Source organism: Acinetobacter sp. WC-141, assembly GCF_000313935.1.
In the GTDB taxonomy this organism is placed as follows: Bacteria; Pseudomonadota; Gammaproteobacteria; order Pseudomonadales; family Moraxellaceae; genus Acinetobacter.
Genome location: NZ_AMSS01000046.1, coordinates 1 through 22,054 on the forward strand (window position 1 = coordinate 1; position 22,054 = coordinate 22,054).

Annotated in this window: 25 protein-coding genes and 1 other RNA gene; 11 read left to right on the plus strand and 15 right to left on the minus strand. The window is 37.0% G+C overall.

All coding sequences use genetic code 11. The annotated features are described in order from the left end of the window. The first annotated feature begins 14 nt into the window (after window positions 1–14). From ACINWC141_RS08755 to ACINWC141_RS08780, 6 genes are all read left to right on the plus strand, one after another. Window positions 15–521 carry a hypothetical protein gene (locus tag ACINWC141_RS08755; RefSeq protein WP_009390424.1) on the plus strand — a complete coding sequence of 169 codons (507 nt, stop codon included), beginning with the start codon at window positions 15–17 and terminating at the stop codon, window positions 519–521. Continuing rightward, window positions 518–880, plus strand: a complete 363-nt coding sequence (locus ACINWC141_RS08760; RefSeq protein WP_009390379.1) for a hypothetical protein — start codon at window positions 518–520, stop codon at window positions 878–880. The genes ACINWC141_RS08755 and ACINWC141_RS08760 overlap by 4 nt, the downstream gene beginning before the upstream one ends. After that, window positions 873–4,295, plus strand: coding sequence for a host specificity factor TipJ family phage tail protein (locus ACINWC141_RS08765; protein WP_009390414.1), 3,423 nt, complete (start codon window positions 873–875; stop codon window positions 4,293–4,295). Before ACINWC141_RS08760 ends, ACINWC141_RS08765 begins: the two co-directional genes overlap by 8 nt. Window positions 4,296–4,419: 124 nt before the next feature. Beyond that, window positions 4,420–4,809 (plus strand): hypothetical protein, encoded by a 390-nt coding sequence (locus ACINWC141_RS08770; RefSeq protein ID WP_000433918.1) that lies wholly within the window; start codon window positions 4,420–4,422, stop codon window positions 4,807–4,809. A 41-nt stretch (window positions 4,810–4,850) separates the two neighbouring features. Further along, window positions 4,851–5,393, plus strand: coding sequence for a glycoside hydrolase family 108 protein (locus tag ACINWC141_RS08775; RefSeq protein ID WP_009390477.1), 543 nt, complete (start codon window positions 4,851–4,853; stop codon window positions 5,391–5,393). A gap of 263 nt (window positions 5,394–5,656) precedes the next feature. Beyond that, on the plus strand, window positions 5,657–6,202 hold the full coding sequence (locus ACINWC141_RS08780) for an SHOCT domain-containing protein (RefSeq protein ID WP_009390373.1): 546 nt from the start codon (window positions 5,657–5,659) through the stop codon (window positions 6,200–6,202). Between the two features lie 100 nt (window positions 6,203–6,302). Here the strand turns inward: ACINWC141_RS08780 and ACINWC141_RS08785 are convergent, their stop codons facing one another. From ACINWC141_RS08785 to ACINWC141_RS08835, 14 genes are all read right to left on the minus strand, one after another. After that, window positions 6,303–7,010, minus strand: a complete 708-nt coding sequence (locus ACINWC141_RS08785) for a hypothetical protein (RefSeq protein WP_009390412.1) — start codon at window positions 7,008–7,010, stop codon at window positions 6,303–6,305. Window positions 7,011–7,047: 37 nt separating this feature from the next. Further along, a complete protein-coding gene (locus ACINWC141_RS08790) occupies window positions 7,048–7,896 on the minus strand; it encodes a hypothetical protein (RefSeq protein WP_009390371.1) in 849 nt (282 codons plus the stop codon). A gap of 155 nt (window positions 7,897–8,051) precedes the next feature. Beyond that, window positions 8,052–8,234, minus strand: a complete 183-nt coding sequence (locus ACINWC141_RS20080; RefSeq protein WP_135536509.1) for a hypothetical protein — start codon at window positions 8,232–8,234, stop codon at window positions 8,052–8,054. Window positions 8,235–8,244: 10 nt separating this feature from the next. Then, window positions 8,245–8,367, minus strand: a complete 123-nt coding sequence (locus tag ACINWC141_RS20620; RefSeq protein WP_009390399.1) for a hypothetical protein — start codon at window positions 8,365–8,367, stop codon at window positions 8,245–8,247. Between the two features lie 267 nt (window positions 8,368–8,634). Continuing rightward, on the minus strand, window positions 8,635–9,255 hold the full coding sequence (locus ACINWC141_RS08795; RefSeq protein WP_000362647.1) for a hypothetical protein: 621 nt from the start codon (window positions 9,253–9,255) through the stop codon (window positions 8,635–8,637). 40 nt (window positions 9,256–9,295) lie between these two features. Further along, the gene (locus ACINWC141_RS08800; protein WP_009390422.1) at window positions 9,296–10,594 is read right to left on the minus strand and encodes a Y-family DNA polymerase; all 1,299 of its coding nucleotides are present in this window, start codon (window positions 10,592–10,594) and stop codon (window positions 9,296–9,298) included. Window positions 10,595–10,597: 3 nt separating this feature from the next. Next, window positions 10,598–11,092 (minus strand): LexA family protein, encoded by a 495-nt coding sequence (locus ACINWC141_RS08805; protein ID WP_009390403.1) that lies wholly within the window; start codon window positions 11,090–11,092, stop codon window positions 10,598–10,600. A 115-nt stretch (window positions 11,093–11,207) separates the two neighbouring features. Next, the gene (locus ACINWC141_RS08810) at window positions 11,208–11,852 is read right to left on the minus strand and encodes an SOS response-associated peptidase (RefSeq protein WP_034678080.1); all 645 of its coding nucleotides are present in this window, start codon (window positions 11,850–11,852) and stop codon (window positions 11,208–11,210) included. A 61-nt stretch (window positions 11,853–11,913) separates the two neighbouring features. Then, entirely contained in the window at window positions 11,914–12,771 is an 858-nt protein-coding gene (locus ACINWC141_RS08815; protein ID WP_009390364.1) for a hypothetical protein, read from the minus strand. Window positions 12,772–12,799: 28 nt separating this feature from the next. Continuing rightward, entirely contained in the window at window positions 12,800–13,573 is a 774-nt protein-coding gene (locus tag ACINWC141_RS08820) for a hypothetical protein (protein WP_009390474.1), read from the minus strand. A 293-nt stretch (window positions 13,574–13,866) separates the two neighbouring features. Then, complete coding sequence (locus tag ACINWC141_RS08825) at window positions 13,867–15,219, minus strand: tyrosine-type recombinase/integrase (protein ID WP_009390402.1); 1,353 nt, start codon at window positions 15,217–15,219, stop codon at window positions 13,867–13,869. A 149-nt stretch (window positions 15,220–15,368) separates the two neighbouring features. Further along, window positions 15,369–15,552: non-coding RNA, 6S RNA (gene ssrS, locus ACINWC141_RS19540), on the minus strand. A 188-nt stretch (window positions 15,553–15,740) separates the two neighbouring features. After that, window positions 15,741–16,025, minus strand: a complete 285-nt coding sequence (locus ACINWC141_RS08830) for a cell division protein ZapA (RefSeq protein ID WP_009390425.1) — start codon at window positions 16,023–16,025, stop codon at window positions 15,741–15,743. After that, on the minus strand, window positions 16,022–16,582 hold the full coding sequence (locus ACINWC141_RS08835) for a hypothetical protein (RefSeq protein WP_003652857.1): 561 nt from the start codon (window positions 16,580–16,582) through the stop codon (window positions 16,022–16,024). The genes ACINWC141_RS08830 and ACINWC141_RS08835 overlap by 4 nt, the downstream gene beginning before the upstream one ends. 64 nt (window positions 16,583–16,646) lie before the next feature. Between ACINWC141_RS08835 and ACINWC141_RS08840 the strand changes: the two genes are divergently transcribed. The 5 genes from ACINWC141_RS08840 to ACINWC141_RS08860 all read left to right on the plus strand — a co-directional run bounded on the left by ACINWC141_RS08840 (window position 16,647) and on the right by ACINWC141_RS08860 (window position 21,591). After that, window positions 16,647–17,276, plus strand: a complete 630-nt coding sequence (locus ACINWC141_RS08840; protein ID WP_009390369.1) for a UPF0149 family protein — start codon at window positions 16,647–16,649, stop codon at window positions 17,274–17,276. Between the two features lie 67 nt (window positions 17,277–17,343). After that, entirely contained in the window at window positions 17,344–18,663 is a 1,320-nt protein-coding gene (pepP, locus tag ACINWC141_RS08845; protein ID WP_009390417.1) for a Xaa-Pro aminopeptidase, read from the plus strand. Window positions 18,664–18,694: 31 nt separating this feature from the next. Further along, entirely contained in the window at window positions 18,695–19,903 is a 1,209-nt protein-coding gene (gene ubiH, locus ACINWC141_RS08850) for a 2-octaprenyl-6-methoxyphenyl hydroxylase (RefSeq protein ID WP_009390479.1), read from the plus strand. Next, a complete protein-coding gene (locus tag ACINWC141_RS08855) occupies window positions 19,900–21,132 on the plus strand; it encodes an FAD-dependent monooxygenase (RefSeq protein WP_009390406.1) in 1,233 nt (410 codons plus the stop codon). The genes ubiH and ACINWC141_RS08855 overlap by 4 nt, the downstream gene beginning before the upstream one ends. Window positions 21,133–21,339: 207 nt before the next feature. After that, window positions 21,340–21,591, plus strand: coding sequence for a hypothetical protein (locus tag ACINWC141_RS08860; protein WP_009390366.1), 252 nt, complete (start codon window positions 21,340–21,342; stop codon window positions 21,589–21,591). A 58-nt stretch (window positions 21,592–21,649) separates the two neighbouring features. Here ACINWC141_RS08860 and ACINWC141_RS08865 read toward each other — a convergent pair whose 3' ends face one another. Beyond that, window positions 21,650–22,051 carry a MerR family transcriptional regulator gene (locus ACINWC141_RS08865; protein WP_009390419.1) on the minus strand — a complete coding sequence of 134 codons (402 nt, stop codon included), beginning with the start codon at window positions 22,049–22,051 and terminating at the stop codon, window positions 21,650–21,652. Window positions 22,052–22,054: the final 3 nt, after the last annotated feature.

Here is a 22,054-nt window from a genome sequence, read left to right on the forward strand (position 1 = left end):
GACTGGGAGGTCTAATGGATAACGAATATGCCAAGTTCTTTTTCAACCGGAAAGTTGATGTCTATCAACTGGAGTGTATTGAGCTTTCTCATCCATCTTTTCTAAACACATATCGACTTGTTCGTAATGATGATAGAGGTGTCTATGTGCAGCATAAGGTTGGAACTGGTCAGGTCTTTTATGAATATTTGCCTGTTTCAATTCAAAGATCAGGAATGTTGGGTGATCTGGACCAGACGTTGACAGTCTCTGTTTCAGGATTGGGTGATGTATTGCCAGATGAATTTGAGAGAGTAATTGAAGGACAATATCCGAACGTTAAACCAACCGTAAATTATAGACTTTATAGTTCAGACAACCTTAATTCCCCAATGTTTTATCTACTTGGCCTACAACTCTCCAGTGTTGCCATGAATCATAAGGCTGTGACATTCAAGGCTGAATCACCACGTCTAAACACAAATAAAACTGGAGATATTTTCTCACTTGATCGTTTTAGTGGTCTCAAGGGAGCTGTATGAAAAGTCACGACCATTTGCTTGATAAGCAATATGACGAAGAGCATTACAACTGTGTTCATTTCGTCCATGAAGCTGCTTTGGATTTATATGGAAAAGATCGAGGTGAGGCACTTGAACTCTTTATGCAGCCTAAGGGAAAGATTTCATTCCTTTCATCACGTTTAAAGCTTTTAAATCCGCTGCCCATGCCCAAGGAGGGCTGCATAGTCGCCTTCCACCCAAGACAAAGAAACAAGCCCCCGCATGTGGGGCTTTTTCGTGGGCAAAAGATTCTGCATCTCATGGAAAGCGGAGTTACTTACTTACCTGAAGAGGTCGTAATGGGAATGGGGTTTAGTCGAGTCAGTTATTATGATTAAAGTTATTTATAAGCAAGATGCATTGTCTGAAGAAAAGACAATTGAATACGCACATACCATAGGGCAGTGGCTTACTTCAAAATATGAGTGCATGCCTGAGCATATCCGTATTTTTTATACACCTAGCAATATGGATCATGCTGAAATCTCTTTTGCTAACGAAGTCACACCCAAGAATGCTTATGATTTAAAGCAGCTTGATTTCTTACCTGGTACTTTCATTGTTATTGAGAACCCCAGATGGGTTGCTGCTATCGTTTCAATTGTAATTAGTATTGCGATCGCGTTTTTAATGCCTACGCCATCGATGGCGCAGACTACACAGAATATTAACCAATCTTCATCCGCAAATAACGAACTTTCTAATCGAGAAAACAAGATCCGGGTGAATGGTCGTATTGCAGATATTTATGGTGCTGCTTGGGATACGCCTGATTCAATAGCTGTGCCTTATAAGGTTTATGAAAACAATATTGAAGTTGAGCATATGGTCGGTTGCATAGGCCGTGGTCAATATCACATTAAAGGTGCCTACGATGGTGAAACCAACATTGTAGATATTGCCGGTGCATCGGTAGAAGTCTTCCATCCAGGCGTCGATATTGTTTCTGGACAACCTTATTTTTCTGTCGGTACTGAAATTACCACACCGCCTTTAACAGTACAGCATCAAACATCTGTTAATGGTCAAGTCTTACGTCCTGCAGATACACAAACTTTAGAAGGGACTAATTACCTTCATTTTGCATATCCCAATGAGATCCTGCGAGCAGCTGCTAACAATACAGATTTAACGACTAAATTTGTCAGCAATGACCGAGTAGAAATTACTAATGCTTCATTTACTTATAACGGGCAAACATACGATTTAAACGGAACTTATAGTGTCTTATCCGTTGCTGATGACCGTATGACGTTATCAAATCCAGCTGCTGTTAATGCTAACTGGTTAAAGCTTAAAGAGTTATCTAATCAGCAAACAGCTGCTGCATCTCCTAAGCTTGCATCCATCGGTGAGAAATGGATTGGCCCTTTTATCTTAGACAATATTGAACGTAGTCGAGTGCTTTGTAACTTTGTCGCTACAAATGGCCTTTATACCGTTTCTTCAGGGGGCAATCAGGCAGCTGTAAACGTCACGATTGAGGTTGAGGTAACGCCAGTTAATGAGTCTGGTGCAGCTATTGGTAATCCAATGTTGAAACAGATCATTCTTAAAGGCTCCGCTAAATCTCGTCAAACCGTTGGTGCAACACTTGATATGGTTACATTTCAGGGGCGCTGTAGTGTCCGTGCACGCCGTTTAACTCCAACCCCTGGAGTAACAACGGTGGTTGATGATGTGAAATGGCAAGCCCTATATGGTGCATATCCTCTACAAAGCACGAAATACGAGTATGAAACGGTTTTCCGTGCACGTACCTATGCAACGACTGGAGCTTTATCCGTTAAGTCCCGCAAGATTAATTTTGATCTTCAGCGGATGTTACCGACTTATAAAAATGGAGCAATGACAACAGAGCTATTTCCAACATCAAGCTTTGCAGATGCACTTGTCTCAATGGCACTGGATGACAAGATTGGCCGCCGTACGATTGAAGAGATTGATATAGAAAACATCTATCGTACTTATAACGATATTGTTGATTATTTTGGCACACCTTTAGCGGCTGAGTTCTGTACAACGATTGATGATACAAACCTTTCGTTTGAAGAACTGGTCACAAACCTTTGTGATGCTGTTTTTTGTACAGCATATCGGCAAAACAATAAGCTTAAAATCTACTTTGAGCGACCAACAGATAACTCGGTGTTACTGTTTAACTTCAGGAATATTATTCCGGATAGCTATAAACATGATCTTACCTTTGGTGTAATGGATGATTACGATGGTTTGATCTATGAATACACGGATCCGACCGATGATAGCCGCATCAATATCTACTTGCCGGATAAAGGAGCCAAGAACCCCAAAGAGGTGAAATCGGTAGGTGTACGTAACAAGTGGCAAGCTCATTTTAATGCTTACCGGCTTTGGAACAAACTTCGCTTTCAGCGTAAATCTATCACCTTTGATGCAGCACCTGAATCTGAATTACTGGTTTTACGTGACCGTATTGCTGTAGCTGATTATCGCAATGATATTCATCAGAGTGGTGATGTAGTGCAGCAAGAAGGCTTAATTCTCACCTTGAGCCATGACGTAGATTTCATAGCTGGCAAGAGCTACGTGATTTATTTGCAAATGGGGGATGGTAGCGTTGATCTACTTCCTATTACTGCTGGATCTGCCAAGAACAAAGTTGTTTTAGGACGCTTACCAAATGGTGCTCTCAAACTAAGTTCAGATGATTTTGTTAATACGATCTATACGGTTGTTAATGACGATACAAAGGACTCACTACCTTATCTGGTGGCAAAGAAAGATCCTGTTGATCAATTCTCAAATACGATAACTGCAGTGAATTACGATGTGCGTTATTACCTTAACGATAAGGATTTCAATGATTTACCTGTAGATGATTCACCGATTTACATTAGATATGACCAGTTAGATATCAATCTTGCGCGTTTATATCAGATGCAAAGAGGTGATTTACCAACTACAGGTGAGATTAGTTTTGTGGTTGAGGCTGGTGCTTTGGTATCGAGTTCGAGTTCACTTAGGACTGAAACCAAAATGATTTATAAACATACTTATAATTCAGAAACTAAAGAGTTCATTGTTCCAGCTACACCTGAATTACCGGCAATTGATACAGGTGAATTTCCTTCAGGGCTTGTCGTAAATCTTACAATCAAAGGAGCAGTTGTTGGGCGTGGAGGAGATGGCGGGCTTCCACATTTAGCGTATGGTGGTCTGTCTGGTGATTCAAATTATACCTTTACCAGAACACGACGTGACGGGTTTCAAGGTGCCCCAGGTTTAATGAACCGGCACAGTAAATTGAACCTGATCATTGATGGTGGAACGCTAGCTCGAGGTGGTTCAGGTGGAGGTGCCACTCCAAGCGGGATTTATACTGAATTGACGTATGGGGTTCAAGGTATTCCTGGTGGAGCTGGAGCACCGTATGGTCGAGTTATGACAGGCGAACCTATCTACAATGATACTCAGGACTGGCGTTGGTATCTTGAGGGCGGATATTTAATGGTTGTAAAAGTCACTGATGCTGAAGCTGAGATGCCTGGTAAAGGTTATCGAACTCAGAACGATCGTTATGGATCTCCTTTATCAGGAGATGGGGGGGGATGGGGTCAGCGTGGTACCAAGTCTACAAATGATGGAACATGGAACTGGCGATATCATGGCACAACTGAAGGGCAACCGGGTGCAGGCGGTGCTGCAATTGTCGGAGTGGCACCATTAACAACACAATTGATAAATGGAGGGAAAATCTTACAAACCCTTTAATACTTTGAAAGAACTTAGAGCACCCGATTGGGTGCTTTTTTCTGTCGCACCTATGATGGATTGGACAACGAACAACTACCGCTTCCGAGCGGTTTTTTATTACCTTAATTTTCTGGAGAAATAAATGGAACCAGTTTCCACAAGCGGTTTAACAGCAATTTTAAAGTTTTATGGTGCTGCAATCATGGTGACTTTAGCGGTCGCTTTAGTTGCAGCAGTAGTATTGATGACACGTATGCCGCGGTCACCGCAGGAATGGGCAGTGGGCTTGATTTGTACGGTTGTATCAAGTTTGGCGGGTGGTTCATTCATTATCGTGAAGTGGGGGCTTCATGAATGGGTTACTGATGTATGGGGAATGATTGCACTTGGTGGTTTTTTCTTTGTTTGTGGATTACCCGGTTGGGCTTTAGTTCGGTGGATCTTTAACTTCATTGATAAGCAGGAAGGTAAAACGATCGTTGAAGTGATCAAAGAGTTTAAAAAAGCCAGAAAAGACATTGAAAACAGTTAATGCCGCCTTCGGGCGGTTTTTTACATCTAAAGGAAAGTGAAATGAATATCGAACAATATCTTGAAGAATTGATTAAGCGAGAAGGTGGTTATGTTAATAATCCGGCAGATCGTGGCGGTGCAACAAAGTACGGTATTACTGAAGCTGTTGCTCGAGCAAACGGATTTAAAGGGAACATGAAGGATTTGCCGCTTGGTGTCGCCAAGTCTATTTATCGCAAAAACTATTGGACAGCTCCGCGTTTTGACCAAGTAAATACAATCAGCTCAGCAGTGGCCGAAGAGCTTTTAGATACTGGGGTTAATTGCGGTACCGGCTTTGCAAAGCCACTTTTACAACGTGCTTTGAATTTGCTGAATAATCAGGGTAAGGGCGGTTGGCCAGATCTTACGGTAGATGGAATTTATGGCCCAGCTACTCTTAATGCTCTAAAAACCTATTTGGCCAAGCGCGGGAAAGAAGGTGAAAAAGTATTGGTGCGAGTACTTAATATTATGCAGGGACAGCGATACATTGAAATCTGCGAGCGTAATCCAAGCCAAGAGCAGTTTTTCTATGGCTGGATCGCCAACCGGATCTCGTAGTATGAAAGTCTTTCATTGTGAGCGGTCTAAGTTTGCTTTGGTTCTAACAGTGCTGTGCATTCTGCTTTCAGGTTGCACAGCTCATACTATTAATAGCAATGTGAATGTAGGCATTTGTGTAAAAGCTCTCTGAGGAGGGCTTTAAATAAAGCTATATTCTTGTAAACTCTTAAATTTTTTTACTTTTAGAATTTTAGTCATCATAATAATCAAAAAGGTTAATTATTAAATAACTTCTCTTAATAAGAGAATGGAGGTGAACGGTGCAAGAAGGCAAAATGCCAACTAGTGATCTAGTTAAAATCATAATATTTTCATTATTACAGTTACCTTATATGTATCTTGTAGGCTGGGGAGTGGTGCCAATTTTAATTTTAATTTTGGGCTTCTTTCTGGCAAAAAGAGATCAAAAAATAAGTACATTCAATGCATCAATTATATGGTGTAAATATTATTTATATCTTACCGCCGTGATTGTCTGTCTTTGTGCTTTGTATGTGATATTCATTGAGAAGAGGTATGCCACTAATGAAATTTTTCAATATGCGATACTTCCTTGGGTGGCTTTTTTATCAGTCCCGATAAGTTACTCACTCTTTTTAGAGCATCTTTACAGACGACCAATTCAAAATAATCCATCTACCCTCCTTGTATCAACTAAAAGAGAAGAACTAAGTATTCTAAAAACTGAGAATATGAAAAGTTATTCCGTTGCAGACGAATTATTGAAATGGAAAGAGCTTAAGGACCAAGGGTTAATTACCGAGAAAGAATTTGATGAAATGAAGAAGAAAATTATAGGTTCATAGTTTTTAGTCAATTTTTTTCAAGTTTTAGCATCCTATAGGCTATATGTTCAGCTCATACGATCAATAGTAATGTGAATCTAGGTAGTTGAGTGAAAGCCCTTTAAAAGGGCTTTTTAATATTTGAAAATTTCTTTTTAGTCTTAAGAACTCTTCTTATAAATAAATTTGTTGAAATCCTAACTTTGCTAAATATACCTATTCTTTCAAGTATAAAAAAAGGACTTTCGTCTAACATGCGCTTAAACTTTAATAAATATTTTATTTCATGAGTTTCATGATTTTGGTCTTGATAGGTTAGTTTTATTATTGGTCCTAGTTTTACAATATCGGCATACATATCTTGAGCTTTTGAAGAAAAGCTTACCTCCATATAGTGGTGCTTTTCTGTATCATTTATACTTTTAAAGATATCAAAATCATATCTTGAATTATGAAATCCATAATTGACTCCTGGATTGTTAATACAGGTTTCTGTTAATTGTAGATTTAAGAAGAATGCATTTTCTCCCGTATTTAACATCTTTAGGCCAACTCTAATTACATCTTTTTCTATAAAATCATCATATTGATTGGTAAGTCTTGTAGTTTCTAAAATTATATTTGGCCGCTTTCCAATTGATTGTATATGTAAAGTATAGATAGCTGAGAGAACAGCGCCTAAAGTTGAAATCCCTGAAAAAAAATAGAGAGTTAGTGTTAAATTTATTTCTGGTTTAAATTCTGTGAAATATTTAATTCCGAAAAAAAATGATAGGGATAAAATTATAACACTTATGGCTGCTATAATAATTAAGTTAAGATATTTCATATTCAGATCTTTTAAAATAATAAAAGTTTAATGACGGTTAATTATAACGGCCGACCCATTTCTTTACTCTCTTAAGCGTATCTAGATCTGCATAAAAAAATGGAAATAGCTCTCCGTAATAGGGAAGATTCATTAACCCACCTAAATCAGCGTTTGGACCATTATTTGATTCAAAAGAAATTTTGTCTAACATTCGATAGATTGGTTTTAGTGTTTGAATTAATCTATAAAGTATATAAGGTTTGCTCTTGTTTACAATGTATTGGAATTGCCATATATCTGCAGTGAGTAAAGGATGGCCATTAAAATCTAACAAATTAGTATATCCGACACCGTACTTTTCATTTTTACTATAGATTTTAATTAAGTCCTTTTCAATTTTTTCATATTTAACACTTTCTCTTAAAAAACGTTCAGAAAGAAGTACCCATTCATGTATGGGATGCTTATGATTATTATAATTTGCATTTGTAAGATTGTTTAAGTTTAAGTATCGATTAGTCGTGGCATATGTGCTAAGAAAACTTATTAGATCATATTCTAAAATTTCATCTGAAAAAGAACCGCTGTCAATATCATACTTTGAGGTTAACAAAAGGTTTGCTTTTAATAATTTTAAAAGATTATGCCCCGGTTCTTTTAAAAATTTATCTGACGGTTTTTGATAATTGTTTTGATACATATATTCAGAAACTAAGGCAATTTTTAAAAAACGCTCTATACCGATACTGAGACTAAAAAAAGCAGAATAAAACATTCCATCATGATTGCTGAATAATTCGGCTTTTTTTAAGTATTCTATTCCTGAGAGGATAGAAGTACCTGCAAGATAGCTTTCTTGCAATAGATCATTAAAGTTAGAATTACCATAAATTATTTTTATCATCATTTCACCAATAAAATTATGAAAAATTAATCTATTTTATCTTCTTTTTATCTAAACTTCCCCTGATTTGAATAGTATTTAATTAACTCTAGGTTGCAGCAGTAATACTTATTCTTTCACTGAAAGTAAAAAAAGCCTTACAATGGGCTTTAATTTTAATTATTTAAACCTTCCCATGTCATTGCGGTATAAAAGCTCTCATTTGTTGGCTCACATTTTGCAATCGCAATATGTCTAGCCTCTTCTGAACTGTTTGCTTTAATAATTAATTTATGTTCAAGATCTAGATTTTGATTATCTAAATAGAAGCATATTTGGTAACGACATAGCATATTCATACCTCACTTTTTAGCCGACTGTACCAAGTATAGGAATCATTTGTGGCCCAGTCATACGGGCTTTTCCAATAATTTCTACTAATTCATCATAAGTTAAATTAAAAGAATCTTCACTATCAAAAACATAGACCATATTTTTCCCACATCAATTCCGGTCGTGAGTGGCGAGCTCTGGGTGATTGTTGTTAAGACAGAAACATTATCTGAAAGTTTACTAGTACAAACGATAAAAACTTGCATGGTAATCAGCTTCCTGTGCATCTTATTGTCAGGGTGCACAGCTCATACTATCAACAACTATGTGAATGTGGGTATTTGTGTGAAAGCCCTCGAGGAGGGCCTATAGCTTTATGCTTTAATTTGAGGTTGAGGTGGTTGAGGACTTTTATCAATAATTAATTTATCGCCCTTTATTACTCTTACAGGCGGTGGTGGTGGTGGTGGTGGAATGTTTTGATTTTGACTCATCGAATTTCCCTTCAAGTTTGTGACCAACATAAAATAAACTAACAATTAGTGTTAAGACTAAAATCGAGTAGGAGCTGCTTGCAATCTTAGTCAGCTTTGTTTGACGATCTACATTATTTAAATAATATGCTGAAGAGCATTCCGCATATTGTTTTATAAGATATAGATTAAATTGTTCCCTCACATATTTTTCAATTTCTTGCTGACTTGGTGGAGTGGCACTATTAGTTGTGAAATGATTTTCTAAAACTATTCTATATTGCTCCATTTCAATATTAGAATTTACTAATTTATCGTATTTATGTTTTGAAATACCATAAAAATTAATAATAATCGCCACTAAATAGAATAAACAAAATATCCACAAGCCGACAACTAACGCAAGTTGAGTTTGTGATAATTCTAATAAAGCATCAAACATTGTAAAATTTGCAGTTATGCAGGCTGTTATAAATACGGAAAATATAGCCATTCTCGTATATATTTTTTCTTTCATGTCAATTTGGAATAAATATTCAGCTTTGTAAAGTTCTAATCTTTTTTCTAGGTCCATTTTAATACTACTCTTTTAGTCCTTGATTATTATATTTGTTTTAATTTCTTATTACTAATAATTCATCCCATCTAAATGGATTTCTGCTTAATTTATCCCGCGACATTGACCAGTTCCGATTGGGTATAAAGCAAGGTCCGACACTAATTTTTTTCTTTCCAAACTTACTATGGATACCATCCATAGCTTTCATCAAACATTCCTTTTTCTCTATGTGCTCAAAGTCGGTTAATAGGTCATAAGTATGGCCAGACTTTGGCTCTAAACATGTCAGCACTACACCGCATTTCTTATATTTAATTCCTTCATTATAGATTTCGTTCAACATCCTTGTCGCTGCTTTGACAAAATCTACTGCGCAGTCAGTCGGTTCTGAAAAAGAGCCTGTAATAGACTTATTGTAAAAGGGCACATTCGGATCGAAAGGGTTTGACTGAACAAAAGCAATCATACATCCACACAAAAGCCCTTCATCTCTCAACCGCTTACATGCATCTTGAGCATACATTGAGATAGCTTCTTTTAGATCCGTTAGTTCAGTTACGCGACCACCGAAAGACCGGCTTGCAACTATTTGCTTTTTTGAGGGAGGGGTATGCTCGATCTCGATGCATGAGATGCCTTGTAATTCGTAAATAGTGCGAGCCATAACAATCGAGAATTTTTTCTGCATCTCGCGAGGTTCAGCACAAGCTAAATCGAGCACAGTATTAATTCCCATCAATTGAAGCTTTTTTGAATGCTTACGACCGACACCCCATACTTCCGAAACATCAATTAATGAGAAATAATATTCTTTGTTGCACGGATCCATTGATACCAGATCGCACACACTGTTAAAGCCGAGATTCTTTTTAGCTATATGGTTAGCTATCTTTGATTCAGTTTTACTTCTGCCGATTCCCACGCATACTGGCAATCCTAACCACTTCCAAATTTGTTGGCGCATTTGTTGACCAACTTTTTCTAAGTCAAAGTTCTTTTCATAAGCTGAGAAATCAACAAAACACTCATCAATTGAGTACGGTTCAACTTCATCAGCGGTTACGTACGAGCTCAGAATCTTATGAAAACGTCTCGACATTTCTGCATACATTGCATAATTGCTTGATAGCACTAATACATTATGTTGCTGAACAATATCTTTAACTTGAAAAAGTGGAACACCCATTTTAATGCCTAGCGCTTTTGATTCATTGCTGCGAGCAACGGCGCACCCATCGTTATTGCTGAGAACAATCACAGGTTTATCATTCAAACTAGGATCAAAGACTCTCTCACATGAAACGTACATGTTATTCACATCGATGAGGAAGAAGACTTTGTTTTCATGTTTCATGATTTAATGTCGTGTCATTTTAATGATATGAGTGACAACGCCCCAGATAATTAGTTCTTGTCCTTCTTGTAGGTAGATATTTTTATATTCTGGATTTTCTGCTTTGAGCCATTTCCTAGACTCTTCAATCATTAACCGCTTAACAGTAAAATCATTATCGATTAGTGCCACGACAATATCGCCGTGTTTTGCATCGAGACTGCGATCGACAATTAGTTCATCATCAATATCAATCCCAGCATTAAGCATCGAGAGCGAAGCAGCTTTCACAATAAACGTAGCGGTTTCATTTTTTATTAAGTGCTCGTTCATATCGAGCGCTTTGTCTATATAGTCTTGTGCAGGAGAGGGGAAGCCAGCGGAAATTTTTTCTAGAGCGTAAGGGACAAGCAGGTGAGTTGATGGTACAACTTGCTTGATTAATAAGGCTTCAGATAAAACAGCACCTTGTGTGAGGTACGGTTTTATCTGGATAATGGATGGTGCAATTTCGCTCATGGAATATCCCCTAACTTGAATTTGTAACATATTCAAGATGATATGCTAGAGCTTAGTTAAATTTCAAATTTAAAAAGTTGTGGATAAATAATGACTAGTCGTAACTTGTCGCACATTATTGTGCATTTGGTCGGAATTTCTTCAATTCTGATCTAGGTTGTGCTACGAACTCATCTAATGGCATATCTAAGAAAAACTCCTTAGCTTCTTCATGCTTACAGTGCAGCCAGTCATCTCTTAGTTCTGGTGGAATAACAATAATAGAGCGCTTTTCATCAGTAGGAGCATGAAATTGCTTCATGAAAGGGTGGTGGTCAGAATTAATTGTGAGCATGCTCATAGATCTGATTTCTTCGCCGCCGACTACTGCATATTCATAAATGCCAGCAATGGTAAAAGGCATTTCATCCTTGCGATAAATTCCCCACCATTCTGGCTTATTGTTAATGTACTTCGGTTCAAAAATTACATCAGCAGGAATTAAACAGAATTGGTTTTTCTTCCAAGCATTACGGAAACTAGGTTTTTCGTGAACTGTTTCCGTTCTGGCGTTGTATGTGTTATGAACTTTTTTAAGTTCCTTAACCCATGGAGCAACTAATCCAAAGTGTGCTAATCGCCATTCCATTTGATCCTTTTTAGAGAATAAAAGGGGAGCTTCATAGTTAGGGTAGATATGAGATTTATATTCAAATGTTGGCTCAAACAGATCCAATAAATGAATTCTATCTTTAGCAATTGGTTCATAGTTTGAGCACATAAGGAACCTCAATAAAATCTTAAAATAAAAAATTATTAGTTCTTTAAATCAATATATAAGTTTATTTCTCATCTTTGTCTATTAGATTTACAAAGCTTTCACCTTTCAAAATTAGGAAATCTTCTTTGTGGTTTTTTTCAGTAATTTTAATAAAAATATATTTACCATTGTAATACTCAATTTTCAGATCATGAGATATCTGGAATGTTGATTGTATTTTGTTTAAAAAAATTTCTTCATTTTTTGTTTGTGGGAGAGTGTTTATTTTGGAGTAAATAATAAATATCTTAAATAATATAAAAAATATAACTAAAATTGTTAATAGACTAAGAATCAATAAAACAAAAAAATTAAAATTTAAATTATTAAAATAATTATCTATCGCAATTTGCCGTTCAGTCTTTGTTGGTTTGTTATTGTCGCTAAAGTTTCTTAATATATATAATATCGTGATAATTGATAATATTTCGTAAAAGTAATATAGAGAGAAGAGTTCAGCTACAAATTGTATTATAGTGAATAAAAATGGTGTGGTTTCCTTAAATATAGGTTCTATTAAATAAATGTAAATAATGCAAACTCCAAGAATAAGTAAAACTACAAATCTATTTCTTATATTATATATAATGTTTTTAAAACTCCATCCGTATTTAATTTTCATATCAAAATTATAGTATTTGTAAATAACTAAATAACATAAGAAACTAAATGAAATTATAAAAGAAATAAATAATCCATCAGGAATAACTTGCTCAACTGCAAAAAAACGTACAAAAGATGGGTCAATTGAATAAAGTTTAAAAATTTGAAATATACCACCTAGTAAGGCAGGTATAAAAACTATAATACTCCAATGTTCTTTATAGAAATCCATCTCCTTCCAAAATGGTTTCTTTTTTTGGGGTTCTAAACTAAACATAAATCTCCATAAAGTAAAATATTTGATTCTAGATTTCGTGCACTAAACTATCAGTATCGATATATTTTGGTAATTTAATTACTTCCTCAATATTTTCAAATGGGATATTCTGACCCCGTCCTACATCATCACCAGGTTCTATACTTTTATCTAATAAACACATCCAATAAGTAAGCAAATAATGATCAATATACTTCGTAGGTTTTTCTACCCAGAATTTAACAACAGTTGGATGTAATTTTTCGATTAAATCACTATAAATTGGTGAATTATGGGCGACATCGTAAAAAATTTCTGAAAGATTTAAAAATGATCTTTGTTCTGTAAGTGCGCATGCATCTTCTTTACGATAAAAACCAAATGGACCCAAAGAGGTAGTACCGGTGCTATAATATAGAGGGCCATGTTTCTGTGAATCTTTTGCTAACATCTGGCTTTCATAATCTGAAATACCTAAATCAGGATACTGTGAATGTATATTAGCAACAAAATTAACAATACCATCCTTAGAATTTAAAAGTCCTTTTGAAAACCATTCTTTAGTACCATCAGAACCAGTTCGATGATAAAAAAATATCTTAAAAACAGGATTTGAAATATCTAATGGGTCCGATCCCAAACACGCAATAATTCCCATTAAAAAATAAGTTTGATGATGACTTTCCTGATATTCTCTATAAACTATTTTTAATTTTCTCCATTTAGAACGAATATGTTCCTTAGTTGTTTGGTAATATCTCGCGAGCGTATTTAATGCATCTTCATCATCATCATAGCTGAATATAAATAGTTCATCGGACATAAAGTTTAACCCCAAAAGTTAATAATTCTAAAGCATTCTTAATTAAAAATCTTAATGTATCGTTTTATCTACACGATCAGTCCATGATAGCATCATCATAAATCGATTAACTTCGAGACATACTTACAATAATATAATTATTTCTCAAACCCAATGACCAACCGATTTCTTTATAGAATGGTTCCCCATACTTAATTGTATGTTCGATATAAAAGTAAACCCAATCTTTCATTTGCTAATTCTCAATTTTTTAGTAAGTAATTTAATATTTAGGACCATCGTAATCAGCCCAACTATTCAGAATATTTGCTTATAATAATATTGTTATGCTCAATCCATTTATCTTTCATATTCCTTATTGATTTTTGTTCAAAGTAGATTCTGTTTTTTATCAAAGCTTTTGAAATGTCAGATAACACAACGTTTTCAATCATATTCATAGCTTTACGAAGATCATCAAATGTCACTTGAACATACCCATCAGTTACATCATTATCATCATCACTGACTGTGTGATTAATCAGCTTTTTAATTGTGTAACTACCAATCGCTAGACTATTTGCGATTGTTCCGAAGGTTCTCCGCAAGTCATGAAATGTAAATTCAATACCAGTTGCTTCAGTTATCGTATAACGGGCTTCACGTTTATCAACGATATGTGAATCAAGCGTATCACCAGCGAAAACGTATTTATTATTGCCAGCAAGTTTTTTTCGCTCTGCCAATATATACCAAAGCATTTCTCCCATAGGCAGGAGAAGGTCTTCATGATTTTTTGGGTCCTGAATTTTTAAAGTTCCATATTTTAAGTCAACATTTGCCCATTCCAGTGTTTCACCTTCTTCTCTGCGGAATCCAGTAAGGATCAATAGGAGTAAGAAGTCCTGATTTGTGTACGCGCGATGATTTAAATTTTGGTTGCCTGCCCACCAAGTTGTACACACAGCAAGTGACCAGTCATGTATCTGGTCTGCTCGAATATACCCCTTACGGCGTTTAATCTTGTTCCATTTCTTCTCTTTATAAATAACCCCAACAGGGCTTTTTTCTGTGATAATTTTTTCATCATTATCGTTATATAGAATTGAGGCATGGAAGTTGTAGACCGCTGATAAAAACTTCATTGCAAGATTTGCCTGCGCTAAACTTCGCTCAGATAAATCCATATGCTTGTTTAAAGTCATTCTCTGAGAAATTTCAGTAATTTTGATGTTTTTCCAATCTTTAAAATAATCATTGGCACATCGGTCATAAGCATCAATCGTATTAGCACTTAGCTTTTTTTTACTTTTGTAGACTTCATAGGCTTGTTCAAGCGTTGGAATTAGTTCGTTTGCTTCTTTTTCGGATTTAAAGTCATTCTTTAATTGTCTTTTCTGAGCAACAGGATCAATGCCTTGATGCATCATTAGCAATATTTTTTTAGCTTCAGTACGTGCTTGCTCAAGAGTATAAACGCCATGTTTACCAATGGACTTCCTTTTGTTTCGACCATCGGGCATTCTCGTTTCAACAAAATAGGTTTTCGACTTTGTTGCAATTAAACCAAAACCAATAGTAACTGAGTCACGATAAAATTTAGTTCCCGTTTCTTCGAGCGGGATGTTGTCGATAAATGTTTTTGTAAGTTTATATCTTTGGGTCATGATGACTTAAAAAGTACGAAACGATACGCAGCAATATACCACAATATTTCTGGAGCCTACTATAAGCCTATTTTTGATTGATTTGATTGAAAATAATAGGTTTTTAAATTGATGAATCTTGTCTTAAGTTATTGTTTTTATAATTAAATAAATGCTCCGAAGATGCCGCTGCATGTGTCGTTACCCTGAACCCGATGAGTTCAAGGTGGAGGCGACGTATACTTGCTGGGTTTCCTACACGAAGGTAGGCATACACTCTAAATATACAGAACACATCCATAAGTTTAAGTATCGGCAGGGGAATAGACCCGCTGGCGAACATCCCAGAGACAGTTTAAGTATAACTGATCTGACCATGTTCGCAATCACCTAAACCTCTGGAACTGTAAACTTAGTTTGCGTTTGATGAAGCTTTGTACATTCGTAAGCATAAAATCATAGGCAATTGCGCTAGATAGCCTCAATAAAAAAACCTTGCATCTATTATTCGTAGAGCAAGGATTTTTTGTATGGATAATTTATTAAACAATTTGTTCAACATCATCCAATATCGTTTGCAATAAACGTTCGCAGTGAGTGTATTCTTGCAAAGACTTATTCAGGCTCAATACTTCTTGAGTTAACTGTAGAGCAACCATAATGACCAGTTTATTGTGTTCAACACGTGGAGCACTACGACGCATCTCATTAAATTTCTCATTGAGAAGTTCTGCTGCACGTTCAAGTTCATCTTTTTTATCAAAAGTAGTCGCGAGTCTAAAGGTCTGCTCAATCAGCCTAAGCTCTACCATGACTTGTTCACTCATGATTGGGTCTCCTCACCAGTTTCAGCATTAGGATGGGCAAGCTGCTGAATTTCTTGGGCATGCTGATCTTGGGCAGTACCTAAAATTCCTAAGCGTTGAATAATGGCTTCAACTTTCGATTTAGCAAGCTCATTTTTTTGTAACAAACGATCACGATCTTGTTGTAAATCATGTAACTCTTGCTGGGTTTGACGCTGATGAGCTTGTAACTTTTCTTTTGCAACACGTAATTCATTACGTTCGGCAAGAATTTCTTGAAAACGATTTTTTAAATCAGTCGTACTTTTTTCTAATCGGCTATAACGTTCGGCAAGTGTGTTAGCATCCTGATTCAACTGTTGAAATTGACCTTTTAACTGAGATAGCTGCTCAGTTACTGACTCAATTTCCTCTTGTTTTTTAGTGATAATACTATTTTTTTGCACAACTTGTGCGTGATGCTCTGTTTCAGCCAGTTCTTTAGCTTCTGAGAGTGCCGCATGTTCACTCTCTAAATGATGTAAGCGTGTTTTTAATACGCTAATATGCGCTTGTAGCCGCTGTAATTGTTCTAACATAACGAGGTCGCACAGAATTGCAATCAAAGGTAATATATACAAAGTATAGAGATTGGATAAACGAATGCAAGACGATATTTCAGGCTGGACAGATTGGAACGCTCATTTTGAAGGAATTGATGAAATTTCAAGCCCTAGTGAGTTACATGGTCTATTAACAGGTATTGTTTGTGTGACAGAAGCGCCAACGCGTGAAGAATGGTCACAAATCTTAACAACCCTTAATGTGCCAGAGTTAAGTGAAGACGCTTTAGTACTTTTAACGGATGAAGCAGAAGATGTTGTTCATGCGTTATCTGACGATGAATTAGACTATATACCTATGCTTCCTGACGATGAGCACCCACTTCAAGAGCGTGTACAAGCATTATCAGATTGGTGTGCAGGTGTAGTATTAGGTTTTGGGTTGGCATCAGGTAATATTCGTGCGGATGAACTTGAGTTGATTGAAAACCTTCAAGATATTGCAGCAGTTGAATTTGAGGACTCTGATAATGATGAAGAAGGTGAAAGCAGTTACGAAGAGTTGTATGAATTTGTACGCTTAATCCCTGTAAGTTTGTCTATTGGTAGAAAAAAAATTACTGTAACTGAAAGCTCTTTGTTGAAAAACTTTCATGCAAAAAGTAAATCTGCTGCTGTAGATACAGAACAAAATATTGTAGAAATGTTTACACCACATCGCCCAAGCTAATTGAGGCGATGTGTTATTGGTTGTATTTTATTTTTTGTCTTTAAAATTCTAAATCAAGTAGATCATTATGAAATTGCCTCAAGCTGATTTTCGACATCGTAGAGACCGTCTGGCAGAAAAAATGGGTCCAAACAGCATTGCAATTATTGCAACGCGTGAGGAAATGTACCGTAATCGTGATGCGGATTATAAATTCCGTGCCGATAGTAGTTTTTTCTATTTGACGGGCTTTGCTGAGCCTGAGGCAGTTGCTGTCATTGAAACCTTCGAGGACGATGACTATAGCTATAGTCTTTTTTGCCGTGAACGCAATCGTGAGATGGAAATCTGGAATGGTTTTCGTGCCGGAATTGATGGTGCAATTGAAGACTACGATGCTGATGAAGCATACGTAATTGATTTACTTGATGAAGAAATTGTTGAAAAATTATTAAATAAAGAGCGTCTTTATTATCGGATTGGGCACAATGCTGCATTTGATGCACGGGTTAGCCAGTGGATTAAAAAAGCAGATGCCGAGCACCGACATGAAAGTGCTCCAGCTCAATTGCTACAGCTCGACCGTATCGTTGATGAAATGCGTTTAGTTAAGTCACCACAAGAACTTGAACTGATGCAAATTGCTGCAAACATTAGTGCCGAAGCGCATACGCGTGCCATGCAAACGGTACACCCAGAGATGATGGAATATGCTCTTGAAGCTGAACTCAATTATATTTTTGGGAAAAATGGCTGTGTTCCGTCTTATAACAGTATTGTAGGCGGTGGTGCGAATGCTTGTGTTTTACATTATGTTGAAAATAACAAGCCACTCAAAGATGGTGATTTAGTCTTAATTGATGCTGCATGTGAATATGAATTCTATGCTTCGGATATTACCCGTACTTTTCCGGTCAATGGTAAATTTAGTGCTGAGCAAAAAGCATTATATGAAGTTGTATTGGCTGCTCAATATGCAGCGATTGATGCAGTTCGTATTGGTAATTCTTACCGTGAACCTCATGAAGTTGCAGTCAAAATTTTGACTGAAGGTTTAGTCAATTTAGGTTTGCTCAAAGGGGATGTGAATGAACTCATCAAAACCGAAGCATACCGTCAGTTTTATATGCATGGCACAGGTCATTGGCTAGGCATGGATGTACACGATGTCGGGTCTTACAAAAAAGGTGAAGACTGGCGTCAATACGAAGAGGGTATGGTCATTACAGTTGAACCTGGTTTATATATCGCACCAGATGATGAAACTGTAGATGAAAAATGGCGTGGTATTGGTATTCGTATTGAAGATGATGTGGTCGCAACATCGAAAGGTCCAAGAGTCTTAACTGCTAATGTGGTTAAAGATATTGCAGATATTGAACATTTAATGGCGCAAGCTAAAGCATAATTAAACGTATTCGCCAAAGGAGCAAAACTCGATGCAACAACAAGTGATTATTGTAGGTGGGGGAATGGTGGGTTTGAGCCTTTCACTCATGCTCGCAAAGGCTAATATTGCGGTAAAGCTATTAGAAGCTGTGAAATACCCAAACTATGATGATCAAAATGTTGCCCCTTACCATTCGAGTTTTGATGCGCGTAATACGGCTTTATCGCGTCGTAGCGTACAGATTTATCAGAAGCTAGGGTTGTGGGATGCATTACAACAACATGCGACACCAATTTTGCAAGTCCACATTACTGAGCAAGGCAGTTTTGGTAAAGCACGTTTAATTGCAGAACAAGAAAAAGTCGAAAGCTTTGGGCAGGTGATTGAAAATGCTTGGCTTGGACGTGTGCTGTTAACTCAAGTGCGTCAGCAACCTTTGATTGAGCTAATTGATGGCGTACAAGTTACAGCTTTAACTCAAGATGCCGAACACGTACATATTGAAGCTCGGCGTGGTGAAGAAACTTTAAAGCTTGAGTCAAAATTATTAATTGCGGCTGATGGTCGTGATTCTTTTTGTCGTCAGGCAATTGGCGTGGGTGTGGATGTTCATGACTATGATCAGGTTGCAATTGTCACTACGGTCCAGACCTCAAAACCGCATGAACAGGTAGGTTTTGAGCGTTTTAGTGCATTAGGTCCTTTAGCCTTATTGCCTTTACCTGGTGAATATCGCCGCTCAGTGGTATGGCCTGTGAAAAAAGGCACTGAAAACGAATGGCTGGGCGATGAAAATGACCAGCATTTCTTAACTGCCTTACAACAAACTTACGGTGACCGAGCGGGTAAATTTGAAAAAACGGGTAAACGTTTTAGTTATCCGCTTTCGCAGGTGCTTGCGCATAAACAAGCTGTTGGACGCGTTATTCTAATGGGTAATGCAGCGCATACCATTCATCCGGTTGCAGGACAAGGTTTTAATTTATGCCTACGTGATGCAGATGTTTTAGTGCGTTATTTAGTGAACCAATTAACTACTTCTGATGATTTGGGTAACCCTGATAATTTACTTGCTTATGAACAAGCCCGTTTATCAGATCAGCAGCGCGTAATTAAGTTCTGTGACACTGTAGTCCGTGGTTTTAGCAACCAAAATCCATTATTAAAATTAATTCGTAATACAGGGTTAATTGCATTTGATGTCATTCCGGGGGTAAAACCATTGGTGGCTAACTACGCAATGGGGTTAAAAGCATGAGTGAAGTGTTGGATGTCGTCATTGTTGGTGGTGGATTGGTTGGTGGTTTAACTGCTTTATTACTTGCGCAAGGTGGCGTACAACCCACAGTGCTTGATGCGGCTCCTGTGCTTGATGTTGAGAAAACATTAAGCGTGATGAATCCACGTGTTTTAGCGCTTAGCCAAGCGACCATTCATTTGCTTAAAACGGTAAATGTTTGGGATGATCTTGCACGTCAAATGCCTTATACAGGCATGCAGGTCTGGAATCTTAATGGCTATGGTGAAATTAATTTTGGTCAAGAGTATGCACGTCAGCCTTTAGCTGAGCAAGCATTAGGTTCTATGGTTGAACCAAGTGTACTAAACGTTGCTATTCAGCAAAAAATGTTGCAGCAGCTTACAGATTACCGTACTCAAGTACGGGTTACGCGTATTGAGCAGGGTGTTGGATGTTGGCATATTCAATTGGCAGATGGCACTACGCTCAAAACTAAACTGCTTATTGGTGCAGATGGTGCAAATTCATTTGTACGTGAACAGGCTTTTATTGACCTTGATGTACTCGATTACAAACAAGCAGCCATCAGCTGTGCAATTAGAACAGCAAAGCCCCATCATTATGTTGCTCGTCAAATTTTCTTACCTACAGGACCTTTGGCATATTTACCTATGGCAAGTCTTGACGAAACTGAAAACGGATACTGGCAATCCATTGTCTGGACACTACCAGATGATTATGCCGATGAATATTCAGCTTTAAATGATACCGCTTTTATGCAGCTTTTAACTCAAGAAAGCCAACACATGTTGGGTGAGGTTTTAGAGGTTCGTTCAAGAGCACAATTTCCCCTCAAAGCTCGCGCTGCAAAACAATATGTGAAAGCAGGCTTAGCTTTGATTGGTGATGCAGCACATGTGATTCACCCACTTGCTGGTCAAGGGGTAAATATTGGCTGTCTTGATGCGGCAGTGCTCTGTGATGTGTTACTTCACGATTTAAACCGTGGTGTATGGGCGCATGAGCAAACTTTAATGCGTTATGAGCATCGCCGTAAAGGTCAGAATGATGCAATGATGCATAGCATGTCGGCAATTGGTTGGCTTGAAAGTAGTGAATTATTTCCCGTAGTTTGGGCTCGTAATATGGGGCTTAAACAAGTTGAGCAGACTCCGGCTTTAAAAGAACGTTTTATGCAACAGGCAAATGGTTTAGGGGCTTTACAAAGTACCCGCTATTGGCATTAAAATATTTACGGGATCTATACTCTACTGAGCGAATTAAATACCAGTAGATATTTTTTGAACAATCATTTATATATCATTACCAATTTGGTCATAAAAGATACGGAATTGACCAATTTGGCTCTTTGCTAAACGTAAAGAGATTGCTAAATTTCTGAGGTCTTGGGACCATAGCGATGATGCAATAAAAATCATTGTGGGGAGTGTGAAATGTCAGATATCAATGATTATGAAGATGCAGAAGATTCTGCTGTAGATGAAGATGAAGCGAAAGCAGCCGAAAGCGGTGCAGCTGATGAAGAAGTAGGCAGTATGAGTGATACTGACCTTGCTGAGGCAGAAACACTAACTGTAACGGCTAAACAGAAACAGCGCCAAGCGCTGGAAGATGAAATCGCCGCATTTTTAGCTCGAGGTGGGAGAATTACCGAAGTTCCCCCTGATGAACATAGCGACCATTAATCTTAAAAAAAGCATCACATGAGTGGTGCTTTTTTATTTGTATGAATTTAAAATATGTTTAAGGAGAGCTTTGCAGTTCTTTTAAAATCCCACATTCATCCACTGTTCGATTAGTAGAGCAGTGTTGTTTTAAATCAATTAAAGATTCTTTTAAAAGCAATAATCGTTCAATTTTTTCTGATACTTCATTTAAGTATTTGTCTACTAAATTATCAATTTTTGTACATGCCTGTTTGGGCTGAGCTTTCATTTCTTTTAACGTTTTAATATCACTGAGTGAAATATCTAATTCTCGGCAATGCTTAATAAATAATAGGTCGTTGAGTGTTTGCTCGGTGTAAACACGATAATTATTTTCTGAACGTTGGATACGATCAAGTACACCTACTTTTTCATAATAACGGATCGTATCAATTGGAACATCCGCTTTTTTTGATAATTGACCAATAGAAAGACTCATAAG